Origin of the sequence: Geopseudomonas sagittaria (assembly GCF_900115715.1) — a bacterium.
In the GTDB taxonomy this organism is placed as follows: domain Bacteria; phylum Pseudomonadota; class Gammaproteobacteria; order Pseudomonadales; family Pseudomonadaceae; genus Geopseudomonas; species Geopseudomonas sagittaria.
Map to the genome: position 1 here is coordinate 145,104 of NZ_FOXM01000007.1, position 18,550 is coordinate 163,653.

At 67.2% G+C, this 18,550-nt stretch carries 17 protein-coding genes; 13 read left to right on the top strand and 4 right to left on the bottom strand.

Going from position 1 to position 18,550, the window contains the following annotated elements:
• The first annotated feature begins 5 nt into the window (after positions 1-5).
• The gene (locus tag BM297_RS10775; RefSeq protein ID WP_092431182.1) at positions 6-812 is read left to right on the top strand and encodes an MOSC domain-containing protein; all 807 of its coding nucleotides are present in this window, start codon (positions 6-8) and stop codon (positions 810-812) included.
• A 138-nt stretch (positions 813-950) separates the two neighbouring features.
• On the opposite strand, the gene BM297_RS10780 is transcribed toward BM297_RS10775, so the two are convergent.
• Positions 951-2,879 carry a transglycosylase SLT domain-containing protein gene (locus BM297_RS10780; RefSeq protein ID WP_092431184.1) on the bottom strand — a complete coding sequence of 643 codons (1,929 nt, stop codon included), beginning with the start codon at positions 2,877-2,879 and terminating at the stop codon, positions 951-953.
• A gap of 196 nt (positions 2,880-3,075) precedes the next feature.
• Between BM297_RS10780 and BM297_RS10785 the strand changes: the two genes are divergently transcribed.
• Both BM297_RS10785 and BM297_RS10790 read left to right on the top strand, forming a co-directional pair.
• The gene (locus BM297_RS10785) at positions 3,076-4,986 is read left to right on the top strand and encodes an ATP-binding cassette domain-containing protein (protein WP_092431186.1); all 1,911 of its coding nucleotides are present in this window, start codon (positions 3,076-3,078) and stop codon (positions 4,984-4,986) included.
• A gap of 33 nt (positions 4,987-5,019) precedes the next feature.
• Complete coding sequence (locus tag BM297_RS10790) at positions 5,020-5,712, top strand: DUF6901 family protein (RefSeq protein ID WP_092431188.1); 693 nt, start codon at positions 5,020-5,022, stop codon at positions 5,710-5,712.
• A 55-nt stretch (positions 5,713-5,767) separates the two neighbouring features.
• Here the strand turns inward: BM297_RS10790 and BM297_RS10795 are convergent, their stop codons facing one another.
• The gene (locus BM297_RS10795) at positions 5,768-6,205 is read right to left on the bottom strand and encodes a universal stress protein (RefSeq protein ID WP_092431190.1); all 438 of its coding nucleotides are present in this window, start codon (positions 6,203-6,205) and stop codon (positions 5,768-5,770) included.
• Positions 6,206-6,555: 350 nt separating this feature from the next.
• Here BM297_RS10795 and fadB point away from each other — a divergent pair, with 350 nt between their 5' ends.
• The 6 genes from fadB (at position 6,556) to BM297_RS10825 (ending at position 14,036) form a co-directional block, all read left to right on the top strand.
• The gene (fadB, locus tag BM297_RS10800; protein WP_092431192.1) at positions 6,556-8,703 is read left to right on the top strand and encodes a fatty acid oxidation complex subunit alpha FadB; all 2,148 of its coding nucleotides are present in this window, start codon (positions 6,556-6,558) and stop codon (positions 8,701-8,703) included.
• Positions 8,704-8,732: 29 nt separating this feature from the next.
• A complete protein-coding gene (gene fadA, locus BM297_RS10805; protein ID WP_092431194.1) occupies positions 8,733-9,908 on the top strand; it encodes an acetyl-CoA C-acyltransferase FadA in 1,176 nt (391 codons plus the stop codon).
• 75 nt (positions 9,909-9,983) lie between these two features.
• A complete protein-coding gene (locus BM297_RS10810; RefSeq protein WP_092431363.1) occupies positions 9,984-10,247 on the top strand; it encodes a DUF1653 domain-containing protein in 264 nt (87 codons plus the stop codon).
• A 123-nt stretch (positions 10,248-10,370) separates the two neighbouring features.
• The gene (gene topA, locus BM297_RS10815) at positions 10,371-12,974 is read left to right on the top strand and encodes a type I DNA topoisomerase (RefSeq protein WP_092431196.1); all 2,604 of its coding nucleotides are present in this window, start codon (positions 10,371-10,373) and stop codon (positions 12,972-12,974) included.
• A gap of 127 nt (positions 12,975-13,101) precedes the next feature.
• Positions 13,102-13,623, top strand: a complete 522-nt coding sequence (locus BM297_RS10820) for a DUF6586 family protein (protein WP_092431198.1) — start codon at positions 13,102-13,104, stop codon at positions 13,621-13,623.
• A gap of 173 nt (positions 13,624-13,796) precedes the next feature.
• On the top strand, positions 13,797-14,036 hold the full coding sequence (locus tag BM297_RS10825; RefSeq protein WP_092431200.1) for a hypothetical protein: 240 nt from the start codon (positions 13,797-13,799) through the stop codon (positions 14,034-14,036).
• Between the two features lie 67 nt (positions 14,037-14,103).
• On the opposite strand, the gene lexA is transcribed toward BM297_RS10825, so the two are convergent.
• Positions 14,104-14,718, bottom strand: coding sequence for a transcriptional repressor LexA (gene lexA, locus BM297_RS10830; RefSeq protein ID WP_092431202.1), 615 nt, complete (start codon positions 14,716-14,718; stop codon positions 14,104-14,106).
• 183 nt (positions 14,719-14,901) lie between these two features.
• Between lexA and BM297_RS10835 the strand changes: the two genes are divergently transcribed.
• The 4 genes from BM297_RS10835 (at position 14,902) to BM297_RS10850 (ending at position 17,951) form a co-directional block, all read left to right on the top strand.
• On the top strand, positions 14,902-15,600 hold the full coding sequence (locus BM297_RS10835; protein ID WP_092431204.1) for a TetR/AcrR family transcriptional regulator: 699 nt from the start codon (positions 14,902-14,904) through the stop codon (positions 15,598-15,600).
• Between the two features lie 67 nt (positions 15,601-15,667).
• Positions 15,668-16,192, top strand: coding sequence for a L,D-transpeptidase (locus BM297_RS10840; protein WP_092431206.1), 525 nt, complete (start codon positions 15,668-15,670; stop codon positions 16,190-16,192).
• Positions 16,193-16,201: 9 nt separating this feature from the next.
• Positions 16,202-17,200, top strand: a complete 999-nt coding sequence (gene nagZ, locus BM297_RS10845) for a beta-N-acetylhexosaminidase (RefSeq protein WP_175526636.1) — start codon at positions 16,202-16,204, stop codon at positions 17,198-17,200.
• A gap of 10 nt (positions 17,201-17,210) precedes the next feature.
• Positions 17,211-17,951 carry an S-methyl-5'-thioinosine phosphorylase gene (locus BM297_RS10850; protein WP_092431209.1) on the top strand — a complete coding sequence of 247 codons (741 nt, stop codon included), beginning with the start codon at positions 17,211-17,213 and terminating at the stop codon, positions 17,949-17,951.
• Between the two features lie 71 nt (positions 17,952-18,022).
• On the opposite strand, the gene BM297_RS10855 is transcribed toward BM297_RS10850, so the two are convergent.
• On the bottom strand, positions 18,023-18,550 hold the full coding sequence (locus BM297_RS10855; protein WP_092431211.1) for a CsiV family protein: 528 nt from the start codon (positions 18,548-18,550) through the stop codon (positions 18,023-18,025).

An 18,550-nucleotide genomic window follows, 5' to 3' on the forward strand; every position in this document is an offset into this window, starting at 1 on the left:
ACCCCATGCTGCGTCTCTCCGCGCTCTACCGTTTTCCGGTCAAGTCCCTCGGCGGCGAGTCGCTGCAACGTGCGGAGGTCGACGCCCTCGGGCTGGCCGGCGATCGGCGCTGGATGGTGGTCGATGCGGCCAGCGGGCGCTTCCTCACCCAGCGCCAGCTCGGCCAGATGGCGCAGATCGCTGCGCGCTGGCGGGACGACGAGACCCTCGAGCTGAGCGTTTCCGGTCGGGTGCCGCTGGCGGTGGCGGTGCCGCCGGCCGACGAGGCGCTGCGCGGGGTGACGGTGTGGGGCGACAGCCTGCAGGTTCCGGATGCCGGCGAGGCGGCGGCACAGTGGCTGAGTGCGTTTCTCGGTCGCGACTGCCGGCTGGTGCACGTGCCGCCGAGCCGCGCCCGCCAGGTGGACACCGGCTATGCGCAGGTCGGCGACCAGGTGGGTTTCGCCGACGGCTTTCCGTTGCTGCTGATCGGCCAGGCCTCGCTCGACGACCTGGCGGCGCGGGTCGGCCGGCCGCTGGAGATGCTGCGCTTTCGCCCCAACCTGGTGATCGAGGGCGCCGATCCCTACGCCGAGGATGGCTGGGGGCGCCTGCGCATCGGCGCGATCGAGTTCGAACGGGTCAAGCCCTGTTCGCGCTGCGCGATTCCGACCCTCGACCCGCACAGCGGCGAGCGCTCGAACGACGGCGAGCCGCTGAAGACGCTGGCGACCTACCGGCGCGATGCCGACGGCGTGTACTTCGGCCAGAACCTGATCCAGCGCGGCCAGGGTGTGCTGGAGGTGGGCATGCCGGTGACCCTGCTTGACTGAAGCGATCCGTAGGGTGGGTTAGCCGCGTCGCGGCGTAACCCGCCAAGGATGCCGACAGGCATCCCAGCGCAGCCTGGCGACCGCTCGGTGGGTTACGGCCTGCGGCCTAACCCACCCTACATTTGCGTCGAGTTCGCCCTACTGCTGCCCCAGTTCGCGCTCGTGCCACTCCACCAGCTTCTGCGGCGCACCGAGTTTTTCCCCATAGATCACCGAGTAGGACAGCACGTTCTGCACGTACTGGCGGGTTTCGTCGAAGGGAATGGTCTCGATCCAGATGTCGAAGGGCATCTGCTCGTTGCCGCGCAGCCACTGGCGCACGCGGCCGGGACCCGCGTTGTAGGCGGCGGAAGCGAGGATGCGGTTGCCGCCGAACTGGCCGTAGACCTGGCTCAGGTAGGCGGCGCCGAGCTGGATGTTGACCTCGGGCGAGTAGGCCTGCTGCGGCGAGCGCAGCGGGATGCCGTAGCGCCGCGCGGTTTCCTTGGCGGTGGCCGGCATCAGCTGCATCAGGCCCATGGCGCCGACGTGGGAGCGGGCGTCGGCCATGAAACCGCTCTCCTGGCGGGTAATGGCGAACACCCAGCTCGAGTGCAGGCCGCGGCTGCGCGCCTCGCGGGTCAGGGTGTGCTGGTGGGCCATCGGGAAGCGCACGTCGAGGTCGTCCCAGTACTGGGCCTGGCTGATGGCGCGGATGGCCGGGAAGTACCACTCCATCTCGTAGCCCAGGCGCGCCTGGGCGACCAGTTCCTCGCGGCTGAACAGGCGGCTGACGTGGTACCACTCGCGGCGGCCGTCGCCGACCTGCCCGCGGGCATGGAACTCCAGGGCGCGGCGGATGCCGGCGGTGTTGCGCACCTTCTGCATCACCTTGGGGTCGATGGCCATCGGCTTGTGGTTGAGCTGGTAGGGCGCGTTGATCCGGTCGGCGGAGAGGAAGCCGTAGAAGTCGCGCTCGCCGGCCACCGGCATGTACAGGCGGATCGGGTCCTTGCTGCCGGGCTGGGCCAGTTGCAGGCTGCGCGCCTGCCAGTAGCGCCAGCGGCTGCTGGCCGCCAGGTCGCCGGGCATCTGCCGGGTCAGCTGGTGGGCGTCGGCCCAGCGACCGAGGCGCAGCAGCAGGCGGGCGCGCCACTCGCTGACGGTGTTGTCGCGCAGTTCGGGGTCGTACTGGCTCATCACCTTGAGCGCGCGGGCGTCGAAGCGGCGCGCCAGGGTCAGGCCGATCTCGCGGGCGATGGCCACCTTCTCCTCGCTGGAGAACGGCAGGTGGCGGCTGTATTCCTCGAGCAAACCGAGGGCCTGCTCGGGGTTCTGCCGCGCCAGGCGGCGCAGGCCGAGGCCGACGGCGTCGGCGGTGTGGCGGTCAGTGGCGGCGAAGCGCTGGCGCTGCAGTAGCAGCTCGGGCTTCTGCGCCACCTCGATCAGCAGCTGGCCCTGGCCGGCGAGGCTGCCCAGGGTCTTCTGCAGGTAGCTGGCCAGGCCATAGTTGCGTTCCTGGGCAGCGAGCTTGAGGCGCTGCCAGCGCATGTCCTCGGTCAGCCCACCCCGGGCGCGCCACAGGTCGAACAGGCGGTCGCAGGTGTTGGGTTGCGACTTGCCAGTCAGCCACAGGCGCTGGGCGGTGATGGCGCCGTCGGCGGCCTTGCCGTGACGGAACTGGTACTCGCCGAGCAGGCAGTCCAGTTCGGTGAATTCCAGCGCCGGCGAATAGTGCTTGATGAAGGTCTGCCAGTCGCCGCGCTCGGCCAGCCAGCGCAGCCAGCGCAGCTTCATCCAGCCGATCTGCGGCAGGTCGCCGTGCTCGGCGAGGAAGGTCTCGATCTCGCGGTTGCTGGCACTCTTCAGACGCAGGGTCAGCTCGTCGTAGGCCAGGTGCGGCTCCAGCGGGTAGCCCTGCAGGGCCTGGCGGTTGCGCAGGTAGGGCGCGGGATCGTTCTTGCCCAGGGCGCGCTTGGCCTCGTCGTAGAGGATCCGCTGTTGCGCCAGCGAGGCGGCGCTGGCGGACTGGAAGAGGCCGAGGCTGGTCAGCAGGAGGGCAAGCAGGACAAACGGGCGGGCGCGCATGGGAATCCGGAACTTCTGGCGTGGGGAGGGACGGCTATGGGCGAAAGCTTAGCGCGCCCCCGGCGGCGCTCATAGCGCCAGCCAGAGGGAAAAGTGGCGGTTGACCGAAATTAGCCCTGTCTGTAGGAAAAGCACTATGCCCCGTGTGGGCTAACAGCGAGTAGAATGCGCGGCCATTCCTGTGGAGGCTTTGCCCATGACCCTGCTCAAGTTCACCGATGTGTCCCTCGCCTACGGCGCCACGCCGTTGCTGGACAAGGTGTCGTGGCAGATCGCCAGGGGCGAGCGGGTGTGCATCATCGGCCGCAACGGCACCGGCAAGTCCAGCCTGCTCAAGCTGGTCAAGGGTGATCAGCGCCCGGACGACGGTCAGGTCTGGCGCGCGCCGTCGCTGAAGATCGGCGAGTTGCCCCAGGAGCTGCCGCCGGCCGACGAGCGCACGGTGTACGACGTGGTGGCCGAGGGCCTGGCCGAGGTCGGCCTGCTGATCGCCCAGTACCACCACCTGTCCCAGCACATCCACAGTGACGAGGATCTCAACGAGCTGTCCCGCGTCCAGCAGGCGCTGGAAGCGCGCGACGGCTGGCGCCTGCAGCAACTGGTGGAGAACACCCTGAGCCGCCTGCAGCTGCCGGCGGAGAAGACCCTGGCCGAGCTGTCCGGTGGCTGGCGCCGCCGCGTGCTGCTGGCTCAGGCGCTGGTGGCCGAGCCGGATCTGCTGCTGCTCGACGAGCCGACCAACCATCTCGACATCGGCGCCATCGCCTGGCTGGAGGAGGCGCTGCTCGGCTTCAACGGCGCGGTGCTGTTCATCACCCACGACCGGGCCTTCCTGCAGAGCCTGGCCACGCGCATCCTCGAACTGGACCGTGGCAACCTGATCGACTGGAACGGCGACTACGCCAGCTTCCTGGTGCACAAGGAGCAGCAGCTGGCGGCGGAAGAGGCGGCCAATGCGCTGTTCGACAAGCGCCTGGCCCAGGAGGAGGTGTGGATCCGCCAGGGCATCAAGGCCCGTCGCACCCGCAACGAGGGCCGCGTGCGCGCGCTCAAGGAGATGCGCAGCGAGCGTCGCGAGCGTCGCGAGCGCCAGGGCAACGCCAGTATCCAGCTGGATGTGGCGGACAAGTCCGGCAAGCAGGTGATCGTCGCCGAGCACGTCGGCTTCGCTCATCCCGGTGGCGAGCCGCTGATCCGCGATTTCTCCATGGTCCTGCAGCGCGGCGACCGCATCGGCCTGCTCGGCGCCAACGGCACCGGCAAGTCCACCCTGCTCAAGCTGCTGCTCGGCGAGCTGCAGCCGACCAGCGGCAGCATCAAGATCGGCACCAAGCTGGAAGTGGCCTATTTCGACCAGTTGCGCCTGCAGCTCGATACCGAAAAGACGGTGATCGACAACATCTCCGAAGGGCGCGAATTCATCACCATCGATGGCCAGAATCGGCACATTCTCAGCTACCTCGGCGACTTCCTGTTCAGCCCGCAGCGCGCCCGCTCGCCGGTCAAGGCGCTGTCCGGTGGCGAGCGGGCACGCCTTTTGCTCGCCAAGCTGTTCAGCAAGCCGGCCAACCTGCTGGTGCTGGACGAACCGACCAACGACCTGGACGTGGAAACCCTCGAGCTGCTCGAGGAAGTTCTGCTCGGCTTCCCCGGCACCGTGCTGATGGTCAGCCACGACCGCGCTTTCCTCGACAACGTGGTGACCAGCACCCTGGTGTTCGAGGGCAATGGCGTGGTGCGCGAATACGTCGGCGGCTACCAGGACTGGCTGCGCCAGGGGGGCTCGCCGCGCCTGCTGGGGGTGGGCAAGGAGCCGGGCGAGAAACCGGCCCAGGACAGCAAGCCGGTGGCGGCCGTGGCGGCGGTTGCTGCCCCTGTCGCAGTCGCGCGCAAGAAGCTGAGTTACAAGGAGCAGCGCGAGCTGGATGGGTTGCCGGCACGGATGGAGGCGCTGGAAAGCGAGCAGGCTGCTCTGCAGGAAGAGATCGCCAATCCCGATTTCTATCTGCAGCCTCAGGAACAGACCCATGCCGCACTGGCGCGCCTGGAGTTCCTTCAGCAGGAACTGGACCGGTTGCTGGAGCGCTGGGCCGAATTGGAAGGTTGATGCACTGACACGGATATGGACACGGAGTAGGGAATGACCATCGAGTACAGGATCACGCTGGATGATAACCATGAGTTCAACTATCGGGTCGAGCTGGATCGCAGCTACGATCCGGTCGCAGCCGCCGATGCGCCGCGCTGGACCCGCCTGGACCACGAGCAGTGCAGCAACTGCCCGCTGAACAAGGACATCAACACGCATTGCCCGGCGGCGGTCGACCTGCACCGGGTGATCGAGGACTTCCGTGGCCTGCCGGCCTTCAAGAAGGCCAAGGTGCGGGTGATCACCGCCGAGCGCGAGTACTACAAGGAGGTCAGTCTGGAGGCCGGACTGCGTGCCCTGCTCGGCGTGCTGATGGCCACCAGCGCCTGCCCGATGCTGTGCCGGCTCAAGCCGATGGCCCAGCAGCACCTGCCGTTCGCCAGCAACCAGGAGTTCATCCTGCGCACCGTCTCGCTGTACCTGATGCGCCAGTACTACAACATGCGCGAAGGCCGGCATGCCGACTGGGAACTCAAGGGGCTGGTCCGCAACTACCAGCAGCTGCAGCTGGTGAACCAGGCCTTCTGGCAGCGCATCCACGACACCTGCGAGAACGACTCCAACCTCAAGGCCTTCCTCAGCTTCTTCTCCATGGCCTCCAGCGTGTCCTATTCGCTGGAAGCCCAGCTCAGCAAGATCCGTCCGCTGGTGATGAGCAGCGGCACCGAACTGGGCGTTTTCTGACTCTTTGCGTCGCGCCGGGCGCAAGGCCCGGCGCGACGCACAGGGTGTCTACCGATTACGCTTTCTTCAGATGCACCGCCAGCACGTCGCAGGGGGCGCCGTGCAGCACGTCGTTGGAGGTCGAGCCGAGCAGCAGGGCCAGGCCGTGACGGCCGTGGCTGCCGACCACGATCAGGTCGCAGCCCTGTTCGCTGGCCAGGCGGTGGATCTCCTGGCGTGGCTGGCCGAAGGCCAGGTGGGTGTTGTCCTTGGTCAGTTCCGCGTGGTCGGCGGTGAAGCCATCCAGCTGCGCGCGTGCCTGATCGATCTGTTGCTGCTGCAGCGCCGACAGATCCATCGGTACGTCGCCGCCAAAGGCCATGGACATCGGTTCGACCACGTGCACCAGTGACAGGCGCGCCTGGCAGCTATGGGCCAGCTCGACCGCGCGCTGGATCACGGTGTGGCAGTCGTCGGTCATGTCGACCGCGACCAGCAGGTGTTGGTAGTTCATTGTGCTTCTCCGTGGCAGGGAATGGAATCCAGTATGGCCCAGCTTGTGGCCGGCCTGTTCGTTTCATGATGCAGCAGCGGTGCGCGAACGTCATGACATTGGTCAGCTGTCGACGTGTCTCGGCCGCGCCGCTGTCCGGGACGTTCGATTGACAAGCCTATGGAATTCCCCGAGGGTGTGCCAATCGGATCAAACACCCGTATGAACCGCTGCTGGTCGTGCCGGGTGCATACGCGCCACCTGTCCAGAACGGTCCCGGCGGCCGGCGGCTATCCTTGCAAGATGGCGTGTCGGCTGCGCAAGCCGGGGCGGATGTGCAGGTTCACGCTTCCATAGATGGAGATCAGTCGATGATTTACCAGGGTAAAGCCATCACCGTTGCGGCGCTCGAGGACGGCATCGTCGAATTGAAGTTCGATCGCGAGGGCGAGTCCGTCAACAAGTTCGACCGTCTGACCCTGAGCGAGCTGCGCGAGGCGATCGCCGCGATCGTGGCCGATGCTGCGGCCCGGGGAGTGATCGTCACCAGCGGCAAGGAGGCCTTCATCGTCGGTGCCGACATCGGCGAGTTCCTCGCGCTGTTCGGCCTGCCGGAGGACGAGCTGCTGGCCGGCAACCTCGCCACCAATCGCATCTTCAATGCCTTCGAGGACCTACCGCTGCCCAGCGTGGTAGCGATCAACGGCCTGGCCCTGGGCGGCGGTCTGGAGCTGTGCCTGGCGGCGGATTATCGCGTCATGGCCGACAGTGCCAGGATCGGCCTGCCGGAGGTGAAGCTGGGCATCAATCCCGGCTGGGGCGGCACCGTGCGCCTGCCGCGGCTGATCGGCGCCGACAACGCCATCGAGTGGATCGCCAGCGGCAAGGAAAACGATGCGCAGACCGCGCTGAAGGTCGGCGTGGTCGACGCGGTGGTCGCGCCCGCCCGGCTGCGCGAGGCGGCGCTGGACCTTTGTCGCCGGGCGATGGCCGGCGAGCTCGATCACCGCGCGCGCCGGCAGGCCAAGCTGGAGAAGCTCAAGCTCAACCAGCTGGAGCAGATGATGGCCTTCGAGAGTGCCAAGGGCTATGTGGCCGGCCAGGCCGGGCCGCACTATCCGGCGCCGTTGGAGGCGGTCAAGACCATCCAGAAGGCGGCCAGCCACGGCCGCGACAAGGCCTTGGAGATCGAGGCGCTGGGGCTGGTCAAGCTGGCCAAGACCGAAGTGGCGCGCAGCCTGGTCGGCTTGTTCCTCAACGACCAGGCGCTCAAGCGTCAGGCCCGCGCCTACGACAAGGCCGCCCGCCCGGTGAAGCTGGCCGCGGTGCTCGGCGCCGGCATCATGGGCGGCGGCATCGCCTACCAGTCGGCGGTCAAGGGCACGCCGATCCTGCTCAAGGACATCCGTGAGGAAGCCATCCAGCTCGGTCTCGACGAGGCCGCCAAGCTGCTCGGTAATCGGGTCGAGAAGGGCCGTCTGACCCCGGCGCAGATGGCCGAGGCGCTCAACGCGATCCGTCCGACCCTGTCCTACGGCGATTTCGCCCAGGTCGACATGGTGGTCGAGGCGGTCGTCGAGAACCCCAGGGTCAAGCAGGCCGTGTTGGCCGAGGTGGAGGGGCAGGTCGGCGCGGACACCATCCTGGCCACCAACACCTCGACCATCTCGATCGATCTGCTGGCGGCAGGGCTGCAACGCCCGGAAAACTTCTGCGGCATGCACTTCTTCAATCCGGTGCACATGATGCCGCTGGTCGAGGTGATTCGCGGCGCGAAGAGCAGCGAAGCCGCCATCGCCACCACCGTGGCCTATGCGCGCGCGATGGGCAAGACGCCCATCGTGGTCAACGACTGTCCGGGCTTCCTGGTCAATCGCGTGCTGTTCCCGTACTTCGGCGGCTTTGCCCGCCTGGTCGCCGCGGGGGTCGACTTCCAGCGCATCGACAGGGTGATGGAGGCGTTCGGCTGGCCGATGGGGCCGGCCTACCTGCTCGACGTGGTCGGCATCGACACCGCGCACCATGCCCGTGAGGTGATGGCGGCCGGTTTCCCCGAGCGCATGAAGGATGATGGGCGCAGCGCCATCGACGCGCTGTACGAGGCGGGGCGGCTGGGGCAGAAGAACGGCAAGGGCTTCTACGCCTACCACTCCGACAAGAGCGGCAAGCCGAAGAAGCTGGCCGATCCGGACGTGCTCGGGGTGCTGGCGCCGGTGCTCGGCGAGCCGCGCGAGTTCTCCGATGAGGAGATCGTTGCCGTGATGATGCTGCCGCTGTGCCTGGAAGCCGTGCGCTGCCTGGAGGACGGCATCGTTTCCAGTGCGGCCGAGGCGGACATGGGCCTGATCTACGGCATCGGCTTCCCGCCGTTCCGCGGCGGTGCGCTGCGCTACATCGACAGCCTCGGCGTGGCCGAGTTCGTCGCCCTGGCCGATCGGCACGCCGGGTTCGGTCCGCTGTACCAGCCGACCGAACAGCTGCGCGAGATGGCGAAAGCCGGCCGCAAGTTCTTCGCCTGAGCGCGCAACGACTGGAGCGAGAGAAAGTTATGAGCCTGAATCCGCGAGACGTGGTGATCGTCGACTTCGGTCGCACCCCCATGGGCCGTTCCAAGGGCGGCATGCACCGCCACACCCGTGCCGAAAACCTGTCGGCCGAACTGATTACCCGCCTGCTGGCGCGCAACCCCAAGGTCGACCCGGCCGAGGTGGAGGACGTGATCTGGGGTTGCGTCAACCAGACCCTCGAGCAGGGCTGGAACATCGCGCGGATGGCCGCGCTGATGACGCCGATCCCGCATACCAGCGGCGCGCAGACCGTCAGCCGCCTGTGTGGCTCGTCGATGAGCGCACTGCACAGCGCCGCCCAGGCGATCCAGAGCGGCAACGGCGACGTGTTCGTGGTCGGCGGCGTCGAGCACATGGGCCACCTGCCGATGACCCACGGCGTCGATGCCAACCCGCAGCTGTCGCTGCATGTGGCCAAGGCGGCCGGCATGATGGGGTTGACCGCCGAGATGCTCGGCAAGATGCACGGCATCAGCCGCGAGGCGCAGGACGCGTTCGCCTACCGCTCGCACCAGCTGGCGCAGCAGGCCACGCTGGGCGGCGGCTTCAGGGACGAGCTGATCCCGCTGCAGGGGCATGACGAGCACGGCTTCCTCAAGGTCTTCGCCCACGACGAGACCATCCGCCCGGAAACCACCCTGGCCGGGCTGGCCGAACTCAAGCCGGTGTTCAATCCCAAGGGCGGCACGGTGACCGCCGGCAGCTCCTCGCAGATCACCGATGGCGCCTCGTGCATGATCGTGATGAGCGGGCAGCGCGCCATGGATCTGGGCATCCAGCCGCTGGCGGTGGTGCGCGCCATGGCTGTGGCCGGGGTGGATCCGTCGATCATGGGCTACGGACCGGTGCCGGCGACCCGCAAGGCACTCAAGCGTGCCGGGTTGAGTCTGGACGACATCGATCATGTCGAACTCAACGAGGCCTTCGCCGCCCAGGCCCTGGCGGTGCTCAAGGACCTCAAGCTGCTGGAGCGGATGGACGACAAGGTCAACCTGCATGGCGGTGCCATCGCCCTCGGCCACCCGTTCGGCTGCTCCGGGGCGCGAATTTCCGGCACCCTGCTCAACGTGATGAAGCAGCGCGGTGGCACCCTCGGCCTGGCGACCATGTGCATCGGCCTCGGTCAGGGTATCTCCACGGTGTTTGAGCGCGTCTGACCTTTTTGCACGACGCAAGCCGGGGACTCAGCGCCCCGGTTTTCGTTTCGGCGGGGTAACGGCTGGGAGATGAACATGACGCTGCAAACCGGACTCTACCGGCACTACAAGGGGCGCGAGTACCGCGTGTTCGGGCTGGCTCGGCATTCCGAGACCGAAGAACAGATGGTGGTCTATCAGGCCCTGTATGGCGACTACGGCCTGTGGGTGCGACCGCTGGCCATGTTTCTCGAAACCGTGGAGGTGGATGGCGAAACCCTGCCGCGCTTTGCCCTGGTGCGCAGCGAAAGCGTGGAATTTCGCTACGCTGAGGGCAATCCGTCGCAGCCGCGTGCTTGACCTGGTTACGCCGGCCACTATATATAGCGTGGCCTTATCAGGGCGCAGTTACATTTAATTGCATATTCTGCGCCGACGGTGCCAACCGTTCATCTCGACATCTTTTCAGGAACTTTCCGATTCATGGGCAAATCTCTGGTCATCGTGGAATCCCCGGCCAAGGCCAAGACGATCAACAAGTATCTGGGCAACCAGTACGTGGTGAAGTCGAGCATCGGCCACATCCGCGACCTGCCCACCAGTGGCTCGGCCAGCAAGGAGCCGGTCAAGCGCGGCAAGGCCGCCGCGGCCGAAGCGCCGGCACTGTCGCCGAAGGAGAAGGCCAAGCGTCAGCTGTTCGCGCGCATGGGCATCGACCCCGAGCACGGCTGGAAGGCCAAGTACGAGATCCTGCCCGGCAAGGAAAAGGTGATCGAGGAGCTGCGCCGTCTGGCCAAGGATGCCGACACCATCTATCTGGCAACCGACTTGGATAGAGAGGGGGAGGCGATCGCCTGGCACCTGCGCGAAGCCATTGGCGGCGACGACAGCCGCTACAAACGCGTGGTGTTCAACGAGATCACCAAGAAGGCCATCCAGGAGGCCTTCTCCCAGCCCGGCGAGCTGGACATCGATCGGGTCAACGCCCAGCAGGCGCGCCGCTTCCTCGATCGCGTGGTCGGCTACATGGTTTCGCCGCTGCTGTGGGCCAAGATCGCCCGCGGCCTGTCCGCCGGTCGCGTGCAGTCGGTGGCAGCGAAGCTGGTGGTGGATCGCGAACGCGAGATCCGTGCCTTTATCCCGGAAGAGTACTGGGACGTGCATGCCGATCTGGCCACCGACAGCGGTGCCCAGGTGCGTTTCGAGGTCACCCGCCAGGCTGGTGAAGCCTTCAAGCCGGTCACCGAAGCGCAGGCCATGGCCGCGGTCGACGCGCTGAAGGCTGCCGCCTACCAGGTGGCCAAGCGCGAGGACAAGCCGACCTCGAGCAAGCCGTCCGCACCGTTCATTACTTCCACCCTGCAGCAGGCGGCGAGCAACCGCCTGGGCTTCGGGGTGAAGAAGACCATGATGATGGCCCAGCGCCTCTACGAGGCCGGCTACATCACCTACATGCGTACCGACTCGACCAACCTCTCCGCCGACGCCATCGACATGGCGCGCGGCTTCATCGAAGGCGAGTTCGGCAAGCAGTACCTGCCGGCCCAGGCGAACGTCTACAGCAGCAAGGAAGGCGCCCAGGAGGCGCACGAGGCGATCCGTCCGTCCGACGTCAACCTCAAGCCGACCCAGCTGAGCGGCATGGAGCGCGACGCCGAACGCCTGTACGAGCTGATCTGGCGCCAGTTCGTGGCCTGCCAGATGCTGCCGGCCGAATACCTGTCGACCAGTGTCACGGTCAAGGCCGGCGAGTTCGATCTGCGGGCCAAGGGCCGCATCCTCAAGTTCGACGGTTTCACCCGCGTGCTGCCGCCGCAGAGCAAGCCCGGCGAGGACGACGTGCTGCCGGACATGGCCCAGGGCGACCAGCTCAAGCTGCTCAAGCTCGATCCGGCCCAGCACTTCACCAAGCCGCCGGCGCGCTACTCGGAAGCCAGCCTGGTCAAGGAGATGGAAAAGCGCGGCATCGGCCGCCCGTCGACCTATGCGGCGATCATCTCGACCATCCAGGATCGCGGCTACGTGACCCTGCACAACCGCCGCTTCTACGCCGAGAAGATGGGCGATATCGTCACCGATCGTCTGTCGGAAAGCTTCGCCAACCTGATGGACTACGGCTTCACCGCGCGCATGGAGGAGCGTCTGGATGACGTGGCCCAGGGCGAGCGCGAGTGGAAGCACCTGCTCGACGAGTTCTACGCCGACTTCAAGCAGAAGCTCGAAGCCGCCGAGGTCAGCGACGGCGGCATGCGTGCCAACCTGCCGACCCTGACCGACATTCCGTGCAAGGACTGCGGCCGGCCGATGATGATCCGCACCGCCTCCACCGGCGTGTTCCTCGGCTGCTCGGGCTACGCGCTGCCGCCCAAGGAGCGCTGCAAGGCCACCGTCAACCTGATCCCCGGCGACGAGATCGCCGCCGACGACGAGGGCGAGTCCGAGTCGCGCGTGCTGCGCGGCAAGCATCGCTGTGCCAAGTGCGGCACGGCGATGGATGCCTATCTGCTCGACGAGAAGCACAAGCTGCACATCTGCGGCAACAACCCGGACTGCTCGGGTTACGAGATCGAGGAAGGCCAGTACCGCATCAAGGGCTACGAAGGCCCGAGCCTCGAATGCGACAAGTGCGGCAGCGAGATGCAACTGAAGACCGGCCGCTTCGGCAAGTTCTTCGGTTGTACCAACAGCGAGTGCAAGAACACCCGCAAGCTGCTGAAGAGCGGCGAGCCGGCACCGCCGAAGATGGACGCGGTGAAGATGCCCGAGCTGCGCTGCGCCAAGGTCGACGACGTCTACGTGCTGCGCGATGGCGCCTCGGGCCTGTTCCTCGCCGCCAGCCAGTTCCCCAAGAACCGCGAAACCCGCGCGCCGCTGGTGCTCGAACTGCTGCCGCATCGCGACGAGATCGATCCGAAGTACCACTTCCTGCTGGAGGCGCCGCAGCAGGATCCGGACGGCCGTCCGGCGGTGATCCGCTTCAGTCGCAAGACCAAGGAGCAGTACGTGCAGAGCGAGGTGGACGGCAAGCCCAGCGGCTGGCGCGCCTTCTACGCCGACGGCAAGTGGACGGTGGAAGACAAGCGCTAACGCGGTCTCGACAAGCGCGAACGGAACCGGCCGGTGCGTGCAGACGCCCGGCCGGTTGTGCTTTGGCGGTGCGCTGCGAAGGAGGCGCCCGGCGGCGTATACTCGGGGCTCTGTCGAGGAGTCCGCCATGGCCAACGAGCTGTACACCCGTACCAACCAGAAACTCTACTTTGCCGGTCTGGCGCTGGAGGCCTGGCGCGCCGCCGAGGCGGCGCAGGCGCTGAATGCGCAGACGCAGATCCAGGCGGCCCGCGAAGGCGCGCTGTTCCATCTGTACGGCGCCGCGCTGGGTCTGTGCCACGAGATCGCCGGTTACTACCGCCTGCCCCAGGCCGCTGCGCCGCAGGTCGAGCAGCTGCTGACGGCCGAGGTGCTGGAGGCTGCGCCCAGTCCGGAGCTGGCCGAACTGGTCGAGCTGGCGCAGGACCGGCAGAGCTGGCTGGGGCAGCTGCTGAGTGCCTATCGCGGGCTGTTCGAGCCGCCGCGCGAGGCGAAGCAGGCCAAGGTCGATCCGTCCCTGGCGTTGATTGCCGCGGTCAGCGTGGGCGAGCCGGAGCCGGTCGAGCTGGGGCTGCAGGCGCTTGCCGACTGGCAGCAGCAGATCAGGCAGCTGGCGGCACGCTTTCGCGAAGGCATGAGCGAGTGGTGAAGGCTCGCGCGGGTGGCCCTGTCCACGCGCTGCTGGGCTGATCGCTGCGGGCCATCGTCGCCGCGGAGCAGGGCGGCCTGTCCGACGCATGGCGGTACGATGCTATCGCTGCGCTAGGGTGTGACGCACGGCGCTGTTACAATGCCGGCCTTTTTCCGCGGAGCACCCTCCCCATGCCGACATCCTTCCTGGAAATCGTGGAATTGCCCGATGGCCGTATCGTCCTGCGTCGCGGCGACGACGAGGAGGCGCTGGTGACTCTCGAGTTTTCCGCGGATGCCAAGGCTTTCCTGCAGGGCCAGCACATCGAGGTGGCCAAGGCCATGTTCAATCTGGGCGTACAGATGGCCGGCAGCATGGCCGATGGCGATTACGAGCAGGATTACAACGAAGAGTCGCGCGTACTGCACTGACGCGCGCGGCGCTTCGTGGACTCTTCTGACACCCGCAGCCTGCGCTGCGGGTGCCCCCCGGCCGGGCTCAGCGGCGGATCACGCCGACGCTCAGGCCTTCGATGACGAATTCCTGATCGGGCTTGTCCAGGTCGATCACGATCGGCGCGAACTCCGGATTTTCCGCCAGCAGCTGCACACGCTTGCCGCGGCGCTGGAAGCGTTTGACCGTCACTTCTTCGCCGATTCGCGCGACCACGATCTGCCCGTTGCTGGCCTCGCGGCAGGCATGCACGGCGAGCAGATCGCCATCCAGAATGCCTACGTCCTTCATGCTCATGCCGTGCACGCGCAGCAGGAAGTCGGCGCGCGGATGGAAGAATTCCGGGCTGATCCGGCAGCTGTCCTCGATGTGCTGCTCGGCCAGGATGGGCGCGCCGGCGGCGACCCGACCGATGATCGGCAGTTCGCCCTCGCGCAGCGCCGACTCGCTGTCGGGGATGCGGATGCCGCGGGAGGCACCGGGAATCATCTCGATGGCGCCCTTGCGGGCCAGCGCGCGCAGATGCTCCTCGGCCGCGTTGGGGGAGCGGAAGCCCAGTTGTTGGGCGATTTCGGCGCGGGTGGGCGGGTAGCCGTGCACGTCCAGCCAGCTCTTGATGAAGGCCAGGATCTCGCCTTGGCGTGGTGTCAGTTTCTGCATGGACCGGGCTCTGTCTTTTTATCCAGTTGCTGGAAGTATATACAGGGTGGTGGCTCTGGCAACCACTTTGCCTGTCGGGCCCGCGAGCGGCTGGCTGGCTAGGTGGCGACGGGGCGTACATACTCACTGAGTCAAGCAATTGAAACTCTGGTTTCAAATGCATGTTCGTCAGGTGGGGGGATCATGGTCCAGTCGGAAACCGTCGAGCGGATTCTCGATGCTGCGGAGCAGCTGTTTGCCGAGAAAGGCTTTGCCGAAACGTCGCTGCGGCTGATTACCAGCAAGGCCGGGGTGAACCTGGCCGCGGTGAACTATCACTTCGGCTCCAAGGAGGCGCTGATCCAGGCGGTGTTCGCCCGTTTCCTCGGTCCGTTCTGTCAGGGCCTCGAGCGCGAGCTGGAGCGTCGGCAGCGCACGGTCGATGCGGCGGCGGCCACGCTCGAGGAGCTGCTGGAACTGCTGGTGGAGCAGATGCTCAGCCTCAAGCCGCGGATCGGCAACGACCTGTCGATCTTCATGCGCCTGCTGGGCCTGGCCTTCAGTCAGGGCCAGGGGCATCTGCGCAGCTATCTGGAGGACATGTACGGCAAGGTGTTCCGCCGCTACACGGCCCTGCTGGATCAGGCGGTGCCGCGGCTTCCACCGCTGGAGCTGTTCTGGCGCATGCACTTCATGCTCGGCGCCGTGGCTTTCAGCATGTCCGGGATCAGGGCGCTGCGTGGCATGGCCGAAGCCGATTTCGGCGTGCAGACTTCCGTCGAGCAGGTGATGCGTCTGATGGTGCCGTTCATGGCGGCGGGCATGCGTGCCGACAGTGCGTTGAGCGAGGAGATGCTGTCCGCACGCCGGCGTTTGCAGGACAGGGTCGGTGCTGCAGAGTAGGGCGCGCTGCTGACGGGTGCGTCCGGCCGTGCGGATCGGCTAAGCTAGCGCATTCCTGCCAAAAGCCATGCCCATGCTCGATCTGCTGCATATTTCCATCGCCGACCAGTGCCTGTACGGCTTCGCCGCCGGCGAACTGCGCCTGCGCCTGCCGGTCTCCACCGCCCTCAACGGGCCGGGGGAGCAGCAGGGGTCGGGCTGCACGCCGCGGGGCCGCCATCAGGTACGGGCGAAGATCGGTGGCGGCCTGCCCGAGGCGGCGGTGCTGGTGGGGCGGCGCTGGACCGGCGAGATCTGGTCGCCCGCGCTGGCCGCGCAGCATCCGCAGCGCGACTGGATCCTCTCGCGGATTCTCTGGCTGAGCGGCTGCGAGCCGGGGCGCAACCGTCTCGGCGCGGTCGATACCTTCCGCCGCTACATCTACCTGCACGGAACCCCGGACAGCGAGCCGATGGGCGAGGCGCGCTCGCACGGCTGCATCCGCCTGCGCAATGCCGACCTGCTCGCGCTGTTCGAGCAGGTGCCGCTGCACTGTTCCGTGATCATTGACGAAGCACCGCAGCCGCAGTGGCGGCTGGCGGCGCTTGACTGAGGAGTTCGAATGTCTGGTTCGCTGATGCTGGATATCGCCGGCACCTGGCTGACGGCCGAGGATCGCCAGCTGCTGCGCCAGCCCGAGGTGGGCGGGCTGATCCTGTTCGCCCGCAACATCGAGCACCCGCAGCAGGTGCGCGAACTGTGTGCGGCGATCCGCGCCGAGCGCCCCGATCTGCTGCTGGCGGTCGACCAGGAGGGTGGCCGGGTGCAGCGCCTGCGCCAGGGCTTCGTGCGCCTGCCGTCGATGCAGGCGCTGGCGACGGCAGCCAATGCGCGGCAACTGGCTGGACATTGCGGCTGGCTGATGGCCAGCGAAGTGCTGGCGGTCGGAGTCGACTTCAGCTTCGCGCCGGTGCTCGATCTGGACCACGGGCGCAGCACGGTGATCGGCTCGCGCTCGTTCGGTGCCGATCCGGCGCGGGTCGGCGAGCTGGCGACGGCCTTCATCGCCGGCATGCGCGAAGCCGGCATGGCCGCCACCGGCAAGCACTTCCCCGGCCACGGCTGGCCCGAGGCGGATTCGCATGTGGCGATCCCGCGCGACGAGCGCTCGCTGGATGAGATCCGCGCCTGCGACATGCAACCCTTCGCGCGCCTGGCGCCGCTGCTCGACGGCATCATGCCGGCGCACGTGATCTACCCGCAGGTCGACGCGCAGCCGGCCGGCTTCTCGCGGCGCTGGCTGCAGGACATCCTGCGCGGCGAACTGGGTTACCGCGGGGTGATTTTCAGCGATGATCTGAGCATGGCCGGCGCCCATGTGGCCGGCACCGCCGATGCGCGGGTGGCCGCGGCGCTGGATGCCGGCTGCGACATGGCGCTGGTGTGCAACGACCGTGGCGCCGCCGAGCTGGCCCTGGACTACCTGCAGCGCCGTGGCGTCAGCCCCGCGCCGCAGTTGGCGGGCATGCGCGCGCGCCGCTGGCCGGGACAGGATTATCGGGCCCAGCCGCGCTGGCTCGAAGCGCTGGGCGCATTGCGCTCGGCCGAACTGGTTGAATAAGGAGAACACAATGGCAGTGGTAGCAATTATTGGCGGAACCGGGCTGACCCAGCTCGAAGGACTCAGCATCCGCGAAGCCGTTTCGCTGGAGACCCCCTATGGCGCGCCTTCGGCGGACATCCTGCGCGGCGAGTTCGGCGGTCGCGAGGTGTTGTTCCTTGCCCGCCACGGTCACCCGCACCGCATCCCGCCGCACCAGGTCAACTATCGCGCCAACCTGTGGGCGCTGAAGCAGGCCGGTGCCGAGGCGATCATCGCGGTCAATGCGGTGGGCGGCATCCATGCCGCCATGGGCACCGGGCACTTCTGCGTGCCGCACCAGCTGATCGACTACACCTGGGGGCGCGAGCACACCTTCTATGAGGGCGAGCTGGACCATGTCACCCACGTCGACTTCACCCATCCCTACGCCGAAAACCTGCGCGCCAAGCTGATCGGTGCGCTGCAGGCTGAAGGCTATCCGTACAGCGGGCATGGCGTGTATGCCTGCAGCCAGGGGCCGCGTCTGGAAACCGTGGCGGAAATCGCCCGCATGGAGCGTGACGGCGCCGATATCGTCGGCATGACCGGCATGCCGGAAACCGTGCTGGCCCGCGAGCTGGCGCTGCCCTACGCCTGCCTGGCGCTGGTGGTGAATCCGGCGGCCGGCAAGTCCACCGGGGTGATCACCATGGCCGAGATCGAGCAGGCCCTGGCCGACGGCATGGGCAAGGTCAAGGCCGTGCTGCAGCGGGTCCTCGCGCAGGCCTGATCACCGCCTGGGCAACGCAAAAGGGGCGGCAGATCTGCATCTGCCGCCCCTTTTTGTTGTTGCGCCTGCGCTTAGAGCGGATTGACGCGGATCAGGGCGCCCAGACTCGGGTGGTCGAGGTAGGTCAGCTGGCCGGGGATCAGGCGGCGCTTGATCTGCAGGCGTTCGCTGGAGGCCAGGAAGCCGTCGCCGTTGAACTGGTTGACCCAGGCCTGCAGGCTCAGTTCGAGCTGGCGGCCCTGGGTCAGGTCGAGTACGCCTTCGACCGGGAAATGGCCGTCGCTTTCCTTGCCGGTGACGAAGCGCAGCGGCGCCGGGCTGCTGCCGGCACCCTGCAGCCAGGACTTGTGCAGCAGCACCTGATAACCCTGGCCGCCTTCCAGCTTGGCCACGGTGTCGGTCAGCACCGGGGTGCGCTCGCTTTGCGCAGGGATCGCGCCGGCTTGGCCGGCCCAGTCTTCCGGCGCCGGCTGGCTGGCGTGCACGGCCTTTTCCGCCTGGCGGAAGACGATCAGTTCGACCTGGTACAGCGCTTCGGCGAAGGCCGCGGGGGCGATCAGCAGCAGCGAGACCAGCAGGGGGCGAAGCAGTCGGAGCAT

What these genes read in the sequence shown, in the direction of transcription:
- BM297_RS10775 (WP_092431182.1), top strand. Translation starts at nt 6, where the DNA reads ATGCTGCGTCTCTCCGCGCTCTACCGTTTTCCGGTCAAGTCCCTCGGC.
- BM297_RS10780 (WP_092431184.1), bottom strand. Translation starts at nt 2,879, where the DNA reads ATGCGCGCCCGCCCGTTTGTCCTGCTTGCCCTCCTGCTGACCAGCCTC.
- BM297_RS10785 (WP_092431186.1), top strand. Translation starts at nt 3,076, where the DNA reads ATGACCCTGCTCAAGTTCACCGATGTGTCCCTCGCCTACGGCGCCACG.
- BM297_RS10790 (WP_092431188.1), top strand. Translation starts at nt 5,020, where the DNA reads ATGACCATCGAGTACAGGATCACGCTGGATGATAACCATGAGTTCAAC.
- BM297_RS10795 (WP_092431190.1), bottom strand. Translation starts at nt 6,205, where the DNA reads ATGAACTACCAACACCTGCTGGTCGCGGTCGACATGACCGACGACTGC.
- fadB (WP_092431192.1), top strand. Translation starts at nt 6,556, where the DNA reads ATGATTTACCAGGGTAAAGCCATCACCGTTGCGGCGCTCGAGGACGGC.
- fadA (WP_092431194.1), top strand. Translation starts at nt 8,733, where the DNA reads ATGAGCCTGAATCCGCGAGACGTGGTGATCGTCGACTTCGGTCGCACC.
- BM297_RS10810 (WP_092431363.1), top strand. Translation starts at nt 9,984, where the DNA reads ATGACGCTGCAAACCGGACTCTACCGGCACTACAAGGGGCGCGAGTAC.
- topA (WP_092431196.1), top strand. Translation starts at nt 10,371, where the DNA reads ATGGGCAAATCTCTGGTCATCGTGGAATCCCCGGCCAAGGCCAAGACG.
- BM297_RS10820 (WP_092431198.1), top strand. Translation starts at nt 13,102, where the DNA reads ATGGCCAACGAGCTGTACACCCGTACCAACCAGAAACTCTACTTTGCC.
- BM297_RS10825 (WP_092431200.1), top strand. Translation starts at nt 13,797, where the DNA reads ATGCCGACATCCTTCCTGGAAATCGTGGAATTGCCCGATGGCCGTATC.
- lexA (WP_092431202.1), bottom strand. Translation starts at nt 14,718, where the DNA reads ATGCAGAAACTGACACCACGCCAAGGCGAGATCCTGGCCTTCATCAAG.
- BM297_RS10835 (WP_092431204.1), top strand. Translation starts at nt 14,902, where the DNA reads ATGGTCCAGTCGGAAACCGTCGAGCGGATTCTCGATGCTGCGGAGCAG.
- BM297_RS10840 (WP_092431206.1), top strand. Translation starts at nt 15,668, where the DNA reads ATGCCCATGCTCGATCTGCTGCATATTTCCATCGCCGACCAGTGCCTG.
- nagZ (WP_175526636.1), top strand. Translation starts at nt 16,202, where the DNA reads ATGTCTGGTTCGCTGATGCTGGATATCGCCGGCACCTGGCTGACGGCC.
- BM297_RS10850 (WP_092431209.1), top strand. Translation starts at nt 17,211, where the DNA reads ATGGCAGTGGTAGCAATTATTGGCGGAACCGGGCTGACCCAGCTCGAA.
- BM297_RS10855 (WP_092431211.1), bottom strand. Translation starts at nt 18,550, where the DNA reads ATGCTCCGACTGCTTCGCCCCCTGCTGGTCTCGCTGCTGCTGATCGCC.